Source organism: Sulfoacidibacillus ferrooxidans (genome assembly GCF_022606465.1).
GTDB lineage: Bacteria > Bacillota > Bacilli > Alicyclobacillales > SLC66 > Sulfoacidibacillus > Sulfoacidibacillus ferrooxidans.
In genome coordinates this window covers 24,632-37,428 of sequence record NZ_JALBUF010000017.1, presented here as the reverse complement: position 1 = coordinate 37,428, position 12,797 = coordinate 24,632, and the positions used below count along the sequence as shown (strand labels likewise).

The following is a 12,797-nucleotide window of genomic DNA, read 5'->3' as shown; positions in this document are numbered from 1 at the left end:
CTTTATAGGCGCAGGTGATTTTCTCGTATCCTCCACTTTCTTGCAAACGGTCAGCGGTGTATCCGTCGCCTTTGCAAAACAACTTCGAAAGAGGCGGTTTCCCTTTGTACGAGCTTAGATATTGTGGAAAAAAGTCCTCCGGATCATCGCTAGGAAATGCGATTGTGATCTCCTTGGGATTCTCTCCATAGACTCGCTTAAACGAATCGACCATCTGCTGTGAGGTGGTTGACTCATCGGCACGAACAACAAAATAGTCCGTGGCTTTTGGATACTCCTTTTGTCCATTGGATGTTTTCACACCTAAATGAATTTTTCCTACTCGTGGCACGCGCACAACATCTGAACGTCCTGGAATCGGCATATGAATCGCTCCTTTGTTGATCCGCTAGAACACGAAAAAAGCACACGACAAAACACAGCTTGCGCTGCATCTTTTTTCGTGTGCTACTTTCCGTTATATAGACGGATTGGTTTTATAGTTTATTTTTACGAGGTTGCAAGCTCTTGAAACGAGGCTAGCACTTTTTGCAAATCTTTATCGTTCAAATCGCCAATTTTTTTAAAAGTCGGGAATAATGGTAGGTTCCTGGTTTGGATGTTCTAACAATAGAAGGTTTTTCTAAGCCGGATGCTACCCATGAGGTTATCGTTACATCGAATGCACTTTTTGGAGTTTGACTAGTTATAAAAACTCCAATTACATCTTCATCACCTTGTTCAGCAAATATGATTAACAAAGGACGAATTTTAACATTCGAATCATCTGAAAATCTAACTTTCGTGATGTATATTTCGCCTTTCTTCGGCTTCAAGTAAGTACTCGTATTTTGTGTCATACACATCATCTTCCTTATTCAGAAGAAACTTAAATGATTCGCCAAGTACAATAGAATCTGTATTCACATAATCGCTCTTATCGTCCCTTGACATACGGCCACGCAGACCTGGAACGTTACCTTTAACTAAGCCAATTTCCTCTTGCTTTTTCTCCACGAAAAACACCTCCGTGGAAGTAGTATACGCCGTTTGACGCATAAAATCATACCCCCTTTTTATTGCGCTTGCGACATATTTCCATCCGCAAGTGCTTGGCGCACATGCAGTTCCACTCGACGTTCCCACGCCAAACGTTCCTGCCATTCCGCCCATATCCAATCCAGTTCGGCTTTCCGGCGATCAGACCACACCTTTGGATCAACACCTTTAGGTGCGATCTTCGATGTGCGACCGACAAATCCGATTGTACGCAACTGATCACGCGTCAAGCGTTCAGCTGGGTGTTCAGGTTGTTTGTGCTGTTGCGCAGGGTAAAGATCACGCTTGGCCTCTTCAAAGGTTACCCCCTTGAGCCATGCATGAAACTGAATCGCCCCGCCAGATGCACCGCATTTGTGACAGCAAAACGTGTCACGAGCCGTGTTAACATACAAGTGGTACACGCGACGATCATCTTTGCAGACCGGGCAGTGCGCCTTGTATTGATTGTGTGTGGATGTACGGACAAGGTGGAGCTTGTTGCGTTCTGCGATTTCTTCCACTCCGACCATAGTGCACCCCCGTCATTGGATACATACCTCATGATGACCACTCCTCAAACGCAAACAAACCACCGAAACGCCAAATAGACCTCTTCATTTTCGCGATTGCGAAAGTAGATGTCATTAGGACATTCCCGCGGTGATGCGAGTTTATTGGTTTGACACTTGGGCAGAATACTCCCTTGTGTTATGCATGAATTTTTTTCACGTGCATGGGTATAGTATACCCTTATGTTGTTGCATTACCTTTTCGCCTACTATGCTGGCGTAGCTGCATATTTACGGTGAGCACTGCAACTCTACCTTCATACTCTTGTCAAACACGCGGCAATTCCTCGTAAGAAATTGCAGTTGGTCTCAATCCCACGTGAGTTAATCGGAATGCTCTCGCATTTTTTCAAGGCATATGCCTCGTCCCGACCTCAAGACCAGAGACGTGGTCTTTGGCAACCCCCTCAGCAGTTCCGTTCTGCCTGGTAGCCTTCGATCCGTTAGCCAATAAGAAGTTTGTGCTACCTACTTTTCTCGGTATAGGTACAATGCCGGCGTCGCTACACACCAACATTTCAGCAACTCTTACTGCGGACAAACTCCGTGTCGTGGAGGTAGACGCCAAATATTTTGGATCACGTATCAACCTTTAGAAACATATCCTCATCGCTGATCGTGATGGTCTAGGCACTCGTATAGCTTTCCATTAGTCCACTATAGTAGCCTACAATGCAATCAAATTGATCACATCGGCCTTACTCACGTATGTGTAATGTCCGTCAGACTTTACACCATTGTTTAGCTTTCCGTCAGATCACTAAACAATGAATAAACGTGATCCTACATTGGTGAATTTGATTTTCCGTCAGTCCATCTCATTCACCACGTGATTACCCGTCAGGCTTATCACGGTTACTACTTTCACACGGCTTTGGACGTCATCCGCAGCAAGCTTTTCTTGGTTTTCCGTCAGTCCACCAATAGAAGCATATCCACGTGTGTCGGTTAGCCGATTTGTTTTTGCTCTTCATGATTCTATTGGACGTCATCCTCAAATCGAAGGCTGTATCAAGGCCAGAAGAACAGGTTGTATTGAAGATACATTATGTTTGTAGTATAAGATTGATAGTTTCATTTTGCAATAGAAAAAAGCATCCCCTAGCATTAAGTAGCTAGAGAATGCTTTTTGCAGTTCACAAGGATCATCAAATAGCATCTGTTGCATATTCGAACACACCATAAGGTCCTGAATGATTGTTCCCTATGATCCTGATCGTAACAAAATCACCTAATTCGGGTATTCTCCTCATGTTGATAGGATCTACGCTGACCGTCACCCCTTTTGTAATTTCAACTAAAAATGTTCCATTACGATTCATCCGCGTCAGTACGCCACCTACTTCCGCATTTTTATTGAGATTTAACATGGCATATGGATTCGTTATAGCGTCTCGACGAGATACTATCATCGGAGCACCTTCTCTGCTTGGCAGCACCATAACAGGGAATTCTTCTCCTATTTTCGCTTTTTTGTCTCGATCCCAATCGTAGTACGCTTTAGGCAATAACGCTGTATATCCGCCAGCATTTACGAGGTAGGCTCCTATAAGCTCTCGTTGTATCACAGCATATAGCTTTCTTTCACGCAATTTTAGTGCATTACGCTCTTTGAGGATTTTTAGTGCCTTAGCTCGATTCATGACTAAAACTCGATTTCCCGTGTCTTTTATGTCAAAATCTTCAATGACGCCTGACACCCAGTATTTAAACAAATCGCTAGGACGTTGTTTGGGGTCTAAAGCAGCCATTTCCAAAGGCAAATAGATCTTCGCTACGCCCACATCGCCAAACAACATCTCTTTTTTCGTGCCATCCTTCATTTCTAATGTTTCTGTTCCATACAACTTATAATGTACAACTGTATTACCACGTTTCCACGCACGTGCAGCAAGATCTACTTTGATGTGATCAAGCACTTGTTCCCCTTCCTTAGCCCCTTCGGCGAGCACGTTGACATAAAACAAGCGGTTATTTTCCACTGGTAAATCCCCTTTCATCTATGTTAGATAAGTTTTACTACTCTCACTTTACCGCGTTGTCAACCCTAAAAACCCTCCATTTTCAATCCACTTTTTTTCGTAAATTTCTTTACTACGACTCTTTCAATTTGCTACCGCAATGTGAGCATTCTTTATAATAATCCCCATCGCGCATCACTCTTTGAACGATATGATCACAAACATTACACAAAAAATAAATGTCCTTCGCGTCATCTTGACTGCATTTGTACGTAAGGCGTGTAACTCCATTTCCTTGTACCACAATTCCATGAATATTTTTCATGTCATACAAATTCATTGTTCCACCGCATTTTTGGCAGACAGGCGCATCCTTTTCTCGATCAAATGGCTTGTCCAACTTAGCTGTTAACTGCTCCTTTTTTTGCACATCCGGTTGTTTTGGCTCTGGTACAGGGATCACGATATCTTGATGCTGTTGCAACGCTGATTCCTCTCGCAAAAGACCCGCTTGGTCTATCCCCTTTTGATAGTTCGTTCGATACATGGCTCTAAAATCAGGAGCCGGTTCCCCTTTTGCTTCACGCTCTTTCCTCTTCTCCTCTCCAATAATGGCCAATGATTCGTGGAGAGTTTTTCCTTTTAGCTTATCTGGCGTATGCATATAGTGATCACCAACAATGGATCTCCCTCTACGTTCCGCTTCACGAATCTTCGCCTGCGCTTCTGGCGTGGTATCGAAGACAATCATCCCTAACCCATCTGACTCTGGCCGGATCGAATGTTTCGTTACATAGACTGTGGATTCCGGCACGGCAGGTCCATGAGCATCAGCAGAAGCTACTTCCGTGATGTATCCTCGAATAGGGTCCTTTTTTTGTTCATTCACCTGCGAAATCGGCTCTTTTTTGACTCGTTGCTTCGTCAGGTAGAAATCCTTTTGCTGTTTGATCCATTCCGTTGCATATGTTGTGATCCCGACCTCTGGATACTTTTGTTGATTGCCTACGGTCATGAGAAAGATCGCTTCATTTTCTGCAAGTTGAAAGGAAATGTCCTCCGATCGAAAACGAGCCTTTTCCCGTTCCCTCGTAGATACCTTGGGTGATTCCGTTCGCCCACTCATATTCAAGTAACTCACCAAACTCCGAGAATGCGTATGCTCCTCAACCCACTCCGTCCCAAGCGCCTTCTCTAAATACCGGGCATCCTCAAACCCTTGTGCGGGGAAATACACCTTGTTACGACAGCTGGCTTCCACAATCTCTATAAATTTTGGATTCGTTTCAAGAGACAACTGACTCCGCCCTTGAAAAGCCAGCATGATTCCAATCCGATATTTACGCCCTTGTGAAAACAAGTCCTTTAAAGAATTGGTCGTATAGCGTGGGAACTCGTCCACATACAGATACACCGGACGTCTAGTGTCTTCATTTCCTTCGCGATTTAAGGCCGCTAATTTGAAAGCAATTAAAAATAAGCGTCCGAAAAGATCACCTGATGCTTGATTGCCATTGACGACAGCGATCAATTGGCCTTTTGCATCTTTTCGATCTAAAAATTCCCGAAATGAAAATTTAGGATGTGGGCTATTTTCATCAACAATTGGTGCAATTACTGGATTTTTAGCTAACTCTTCTACTACGTTTTTCAATCCTGTTGTCACCGAAGTTAGGGTGACCAGCAGTTTTTCATTTTTGATATCCCGTAAAAAAGCTCGTGATTCTTTAAGCACGATGTCCTTCTCAAGTTCTGTTAGTTTTTGTATACGATCAAATAATTCTTTTGCTTCCTTCGGTGGCATAAATGTTTGATCTGCAGCTTCTTTTAATGACCCGTCCGTGACAAAATGAACAGCAAGCATACACACTTCTCGGAATATGCCCAAGTCGCTCGACCACTCCGCAAACTTGATCAATCCACTCTTAGGATAGAGGATCTTTTGCACCATAATCACTTTGTGGATGATCGCATTTTGCACGTTGGTATAAAACAAATCTTTACTACGACCCATCTGCTCTGCAAGCACTGCCCGCACATTTTCGATCACTTCTGTAGGAATACCATCAAATATATCAACAGATATATTGGTTTTTTGACTGCTTTCAGACTTCTGAGTCAAATCAATAATCTTTACTGGGATATCAAATTGCTTAGCCACACGAATCATCTCATAAGCCAATCCACCATCCGGATCCATCACGATGACGTCCATCGGATAGCCGAGCGCAATGTGTCTCAAATCCTGTATACCCGATTTCGCCACAATACGCGATGTTTTCCCCGTTCCAGGCGGTCCCATAACTAACGTGTTAATAAAGCGATCCTTTCCCTCGATAACAATCGGCTTCTTCGTTTCTTTCGACACAGCCAATTCAATCGGCGTATACGTGAAGTCACCACTTGGTTTATATTTTTTATACGTATGCACCCGATTGTCATGTGTCGTGCGCTTGGTCATCGTCTGATAAATGCCATAAGCGATCAGACCGACTGTGCCCACGAGTGCTAAAGCGATCATCAGAGGATTTTCATGCAGCGTAGGATTAGCCGCTTGCATGTTGATCCCTGATGTTTGCATGAGAGTCCCCGTTTGTTTCGCTAAACTAGGAGGTATTATCGCTTGTAAAGGCAATGTAACCTTCGCTGTTTTCGCCGTGTGTTGCCATATGGCTACTTGCTTCGATAACCACAGGACCACTCCAACTAATCCTCCAACAACAACGAGTAACCCAATCACCTTCGCGTTGCTAATCACTGATCGGTACGTGATATACAACCAAACCAGTACAACCATCAACAACACAATCCATACAGCCGCTGGAACGTGGCCTAGCAACCCTGCCATCGCTTGCGGAGAAGTGAACACGTTCGGTACGCTTGGCAACAGTAACGCTCCTTTCTTTTTACTTGCACTTCTCAACCTCAATCGTAATCGTAATCGAAAGTCAAGCGATAAAACCCTCCATTTTCACTCCTTTATTTTGCGCAAAAAAAAGAGCCCGACTTTAAGGAGGCCACTGAAAAAGCTAGTCAATTCACTGGAACAAGCTTAAAGGGCTCCGACGAAAGATAGCCTGTACTCGAAAAATTAGAGTACGGGCTATCTTTGTTTTTATTTAGATGTGCACAACATATATTTCTTACTTCATGAGCTTCAATATCCGTTTTAGATTGACAGTAAACATTGCCATTGCGCCTTGTGGAGTTAGTATAAAGTAGTGGACACAAAAAGGAGGACTGATAAACTATTATTGAAAGGTTGTGTCTAGAAATTGGGAACGAAACAAACTAGGTATACTGAAGAATTCAAGTCCATGATTGTTGAACTCTATCACACGGGCAAAACACCATCAGAAATCAAGAGCGAATATGGTCTAGGTAAAACGGCGCTTTATAAATGGGTCAATGAGCGTAGGGAAATCACTGTGGAGAACGAGACGCTGACAGCCCTGGATATCAAGAAATTCAAGAATCGTATCTGGGAATTGGAAGATGAAAATGAAATCCTAAAAAAGGCTATGACCATATTCGCCAAAAGGTAGGGGTTCGTGAACGGGTTGATGTCGCCGCATCCCAGTATGAAAAACATAGCAAGAATAAAGTATGTAAGGTGCTGGGAATCGGTCGTAGCAGCTATTATTTCTTTACGCAAAAACGCCCAGACGGACGATTAAAACAAGAAAACAAGTTACTAAAACAAGAAATAATCCGAATTTATCATGAACAAGACGGCGTCTATGGAGCTCCTAAAATTCGGAAAGAGATGAATCAGTTGAATGTACCCTTCACAGTCAGCGAAAAACGAGTGCAACGTACCATGAAAAGTCTGGGATTGAGGTCTGTCGTGATCAAAAAGTACAGACCTTATCAAGCAGACACCGTGTACAACGAAGGCGAAAACTTACTCAAGAGGGATTTCTCTACCACTAAGAAAAATGAAAAATGGGTTAGCGATATCACGTATTTACACACTGTAGCCGATGGGTGGACTTACTTAGCATCCATTATAGATGTAGCCACAAACAAGATGATCGGATGGAGTTATAGTAAAACAATGGATAAGAGCTGTGTGCTATCCGCTCTGAATCAGGCAGTCACTACGCAGAGACCGGAACGTGGGGTCATCCTCCACTCAGACCGAGGGAGTCAGTATACAAGTCATGAGTACCGAGAGAAACTGCTTAGTCTGGGCATCCGTCAATCGTTTTCATCCAAAGGGTGTCCATACGACAACGCACCTATCGAAAGCTTTCATGCGATTTTGAAAAAAGAGATGGTCTACAGAACAATATTTAAATCCTACGAAGATGAAAACCACAGTTATTTCGGTACATTGAGGGTCGATATCATCGTAACAGAATTCATTCAGCTATTCAGTACAAAACGCCTCAACAAATGGAAGATTTATTATCTACAGTCGTCGCCTAAATAGTTCTTCTTTTTGTGTCTAGTAACTTGACAGAGGTCCAATGCAGGAATGATTTCAATCCACGCACTCACAAGGAGTGCGACTTGGTATCATATTTCAACGTATCAAACTCTTTCTATTTCAATCCACGCACTCACAAGGAGTGCGACTGACATTGGCGTAGCCAAAGTAATGCTGCCGATCGATCCGATTTCAATCCACGCACTCACAAGGAGTGCGACTGTGTAAATTCTGTGTTATGTTGGAGTTTTGCAGATTTCAATCCACGCACTCACAAGGAGTGCGACCATTACTTTGATTAAAAACACGAAATTTAACAGTAATTTCAATCCACGCACTCACAAGGAGTGCGACCTCCATAGCTCTCCCCCCATATCACATCGGAAAATGATTTCAATCCACGCACTCACAAGGAGTGCGACTTGGGCTTGTCCAACGAGCTTTCTTGCTTTTTGATTTCAATCCACGCACTCACAAGGAGTGCGACCCTCCAGCGCGTCCGCGGAACCCGAAACCGAAGACCTAATTTCAATCCACGCACTCACAAGGAGTGCGACCGGAACGTCGATGCAGGGTTAGGGGGCGCAATCGTATTTCAATCCACGCACTCACAAGGAGTGCGACTCTGATCTGATTTTGTGGGGTGCGAAAAAAATAATTATTTCAATCCACGCACTCACAAGGAGTGCGACGAACCACGCTATAACCAGGTGTGAGGAACGCGATCTATTTCAATCCACGCACTCACAAGGAGTGCGACTACCCTGGTAAAGATCATCCTTATATCTATGATACAATTTCAATCCACGCACTCACAAGGAGTGCGACTTTGACTTTACGATAGACTATAATCGGAGAGTGCGCAATTTCAATCCACGCACTCACAAGGAGTGCGACGTCTTGCTTGGGTGAAATCGCCGAAATGAGCCTATCCATTTCAATCCACGCACTCACAAGGAGTGCGACCTATCGATGCAACACTATAGGAGGTTTACTCATGAAATTTCAATCCACGCACTCACAAGGAGTGCGACTTTCCAATCTTTTAAGGCGTTCACAAATGTGGATTATTTCAATCCACGCACTCACAAGGAGTGCGACCTCCCAGCTTTCATCCTCTGATTTAATTTCAATCGTATTTCAATCCACGCACTCACAAGGAGTGCGACGTAAACAAACAAATGGGAGTGATACTGATTATGAATTTCAATCCACGCACTCACAAGGAGTGCGACGTGCGAGTGGGTACGGATTCGCCACTCTCTTAAATTGATTTCAATCCACGCACTCACAAGGAGTGCGACTGTATACTATGTGTCACAGGCCGTGAGTACATTAATTTCAATCCACGCACTCACAAGGAGTGCGACCACCCATGCCGGAAGAGACGGAAATAAGTGTAGCAATTTCAATCCACGCACTCACAAGGAGTGCGACTGAGTATTAAAAAAGAAGTCACATTGTACACGTTTGGCATTTCAATCCACGCACTCACAAGGAGTGCGACACGAGCATCTGTGATTCGATGGTTTAACGACTACTTAATTTCAATCCACGCACTCACAAGGAGTGCGACTATGAGATGGGGAATGTTAGTCATGGATAATTATAAATTTCAATCCACGCACTCACAAGGAGTGCGACAATTTTCCTACCTTTGATTTTCATGGCTACTTAGTCATTTCAATCCACGCACTCACAAGGAGTGCGACTTGTAAGCCAGTGTTAACTACGTGGATCAAGACATTTCAATCCACGCACTCACAAGGAGTGCGACTGTCACCGCTAGCGAAACTCGACAGCGTGTCAGTCGTCATTTCAATCCACGCACTCACAAGGAGTGCGACTGAGGACTAGTCGAAACGCCTTTAAAACCGAGGAGATTTCAATCCACGCACTCACAAGGAGTGCGACATGATCTTTCATTCGACGTACCAGATATTGCAATGATTTCAATCCACGCACTCACAAGGAGTGCGACCGTGGCGTATTGACAGTATGCAACAATACGTGGCTATTTCAATCCACGCACTCACAAGGAGTGCGACAACATTGGGAGTGATACTATTATGAGTATTAAAAGAATTTCAATCCACGCACTCACAAGGAGTGCGACTCTGCGTGTATATGCGGGGAGTCACAGCTATGGCATATTTCAATCCACGCACTCACAAGGAGTGCGACTGTAAAGATATGGGAGATGTGGCCTACGAATACGTAATTTCAATCCACGCACTCACAAGGAGTGCGACCGTGGCGTATTGACAGTATGCAACAATACGTGGCTATTTCAATCCACGCACTCACAAGGAGTGCGACACCATAGGCAGTATGTTTGTAAGGGTATAAGGATGAATTTCAATCCACGCACTCACAAGGAGTGCGACTGCAATCATGCAGATACATTGTTTACAATTGACGATTTCAATCCACGCACTCACAAGGAGTGCGACCTTATAATGCCTTCTACGACATGAGTGTAAGATGAATTTCAATCCACGCACTCACAAGGAGTGCGACAAAATGCTAGATCTACCTCTTCAAGACTGTGACTGTATTTCAATCCACGCACTCACAAGGAGTGCGACCATATAGCTTTTTTTGTACTTCTGGTAACAATTCGTCATTTCAATCCACGCACTCACAAGGAGTGCGACGGGAAATAGACTATGAATATACAATTAAAAACAGGTATTTCAATCCACGCACTCACAAGGAGTGCGACTACTATCCCTGGTGTGTATTTTGAGAAGCTAGCAATTTCAATCCACGCACTCACAAGGAGTGCGACGCTACTACAATACTCTGGTAAAATGAGTCTGTCTCAATTTCAATCCACGCACTCACAAGGAGTGCGACATCCGCCGGGCTTGGCGCGGGTATTGGACGGGTGATTTCAATCCACGCACTCACAAGGAGTGCGACATAACAATGCTTCCCGTTTATGGGCGGGCAGCATTATTTCAATCCACGCACTCACAAGGAGTGCGACCTTATACGCGCTTCTACGACACACAAGAATAATCAATTTCAATCCACGCACTCACAAGGAGTGCGACGTCATAGACTACCTAGACTCTCTACTCCCAGTAGTCTCCATTTCAATCCACGCACTCACAAGGAGTGCGACTTAAAACCGATGAAATCAATCCATTAACGGCGGATTTCAATCTACGCACTCACAAGGAGTGCGACACTACTTATGGTATGTTACTCTTTACCTTTGTTTGATTTCAATCCACGCACTCACAAGGAGTGCGACTCCCATAAAGATAGGCGTTTTGTTGTGGTGTCACTGATTTCAATCCACGCACTCACAAGGAGTGCGACCAGCATCCATTTATAACCAGTATGAGCAATCGCGTGATTTCAATCCACGCACTCACAAGGAGTGCGACACCCATCAAGTTTGGATGCACCATCCGCGACTATCGATTTCAATCCACGCACTCACAAGGAGTGCGACTTATAAAGCCCGCCAACCATGCGTGGTATACATCGACATCGATTTCAATCCACGCACTCACAAGGAGTGCGACCTTAATGTTGATCTTAGTCTATTTACAAGTAGTCTGATTTCAATCCACGCACTCACAAGGAGTGCGACGGTATCCATCCCCCTGCCCCCCGGCATTATACAATTATTTCAATCCACGCACTCACAAGGAGTGCGACCCCCACCACCACCACCACTACCACTACCATAAGCAATTTCAATCCACGCACTCACAAGGAGTGCGACTGCCATAACTTTCCCCCCAGATCACATCGCTAAACGATTTCAATCCACGCACTCACAAGGAGTGCGACGAGACGCGAGAAGATAGGTTGGATAGGAATACTAGGGATTTCAATCCACGCACTCACAAGGAGTGCGACCCAGAAGCAACAGGCACAACCGAGACTGTATCACCAATTTCAATCCACGCACTCACAAGGAGTGCGACCCGCTAAACCATTGCTATTATTGGGCAAACCGTCAATTTCAATCCACGCACTCACAAGGAGTGCGACTGGAGCCTTTTGATCCTCTAGTGCCTTGATTGCGTCATTTCAATCCACGCACTCACAAGGAGTGCGACCCTTTCTCGCCCGTGTTTCTTGGTCTCGACATAGAATTTCAATCCACGCACTCACAAGGAGTGCGACTTGCACGAATGGCCTTTCAGGACGCGGCGTATTTCTGATTTCAATCCACGCACTCACAAGGAGTGCGACTTGGACCGTGGTGACACTACGTACGAAATAAGGATTTCAATCCACGCACTCACAAGGAGTGCGACTTGGTTTACAGTCAATTCCACAACAGACGCTATTGATTTCAATCCACGCACTCACAAGGAGTGCGACAGTGAAAAATGATCATTTTTCACATTTAATGAGTTAATTATAAGGAAATACGCTCACTATTATCTTGTAAAATAAGATAAATATGTGATTTTAATGATAATAACCTCGATTTGTAGTGTATTTTTTAGTGCGAATCCCCTACATATATTATGATAGCATCACATTCGCACTTAAAGGAAGAGTGTTCCTTCTGAATCGTAAGATTCTCTAGCTCCAATATGTTCAACTTTTGATTTGTATTTATCTCCTAAATTATAAAAACGAAGACTATCCGTTTCTTTATTAATTATATTTTCTAATTGATATTTTATTTGTCTTAATTGAGTAGAATCAAGAATACATTCAAAAACTGAATTTTGAACTCTTTGACCATAATCCAAACATTTTTTTGATACTTTTTGTAACCTCTTCTTACCTTCTGCGCTGGTTGTACTCACATCATATGTTATTAAGATCAACATTAAC

General features: G+C 43.8%; 7 protein-coding genes, 1 pseudogene and 1 CRISPR repeat array. Of the genes and pseudogenes, 1 reads left to right on the top strand and 7 read right to left on the bottom strand.

The window, feature by feature from the left end; genetic code table 11:
* The 6 genes from MM817_RS14360 to MM817_RS14340 all read right to left on the bottom strand — a co-directional run.
* Positions 1-364 (bottom strand): recombination directionality factor (locus MM817_RS14360; RefSeq protein WP_473828221.1); only part of this gene is annotated, 364 nt, incomplete at its 3' end.
* Positions 365-545: 181 nt separating this feature from the next.
* Complete coding sequence (locus MM817_RS17540; protein ID WP_419723415.1) at positions 546-839, bottom strand: type II toxin-antitoxin system PemK/MazF family toxin; 294 nt, start codon at positions 837-839, stop codon at positions 546-548.
* The gene (locus MM817_RS14355) at positions 775-996 is read right to left on the bottom strand and encodes a hypothetical protein (RefSeq protein ID WP_241716392.1); all 222 of its coding nucleotides are present in this window, start codon (positions 994-996) and stop codon (positions 775-777) included. Before MM817_RS14355 ends, MM817_RS17540 begins: the two co-directional genes overlap by 65 nt.
* Positions 997-1,055: 59 nt before the next feature.
* A complete protein-coding gene (locus tag MM817_RS14350; protein WP_241716390.1) occupies positions 1,056-1,550 on the bottom strand; it encodes a CHC2 zinc finger domain-containing protein in 495 nt (164 codons plus the stop codon).
* 1,187 nt (positions 1,551-2,737) lie between these two features.
* Complete coding sequence (locus MM817_RS14345; protein WP_241716388.1) at positions 2,738-3,571, bottom strand: 4-hydroxy-3-methylbut-2-enyl diphosphate reductase; 834 nt, start codon at positions 3,569-3,571, stop codon at positions 2,738-2,740.
* 112 nt (positions 3,572-3,683) lie between these two features.
* A complete protein-coding gene (locus MM817_RS14340; protein WP_241716386.1) occupies positions 3,684-6,437 on the bottom strand; it encodes a type IV secretory system conjugative DNA transfer family protein in 2,754 nt (917 codons plus the stop codon).
* A gap of 430 nt (positions 6,438-6,867) precedes the next feature.
* On the opposite strand from MM817_RS14340, the pseudogene MM817_RS14335 reads away from it, so the two are divergent.
* Positions 6,868-7,981: pseudogene (locus tag MM817_RS14335) on the top strand (IS3 family transposase).
* Between the two features lie 52 nt (positions 7,982-8,033).
* Positions 8,034-12,332: a CRISPR direct-repeat array (repeat unit 32 nt; unit sequence ATTTCAATCCACGCACTCACAAGGAGTGCGAC).
* 170 nt (positions 12,333-12,502) lie between these two features.
* Here MM817_RS14335 and cas2 read toward each other — a convergent pair.
* The gene (cas2, locus tag MM817_RS14330) at positions 12,503-12,793 is read right to left on the bottom strand and encodes a CRISPR-associated endonuclease Cas2 (protein ID WP_241716384.1); all 291 of its coding nucleotides are present in this window, start codon (positions 12,791-12,793) and stop codon (positions 12,503-12,505) included.
* Between the last annotated feature and the right edge of the window lie 4 nt (positions 12,794-12,797).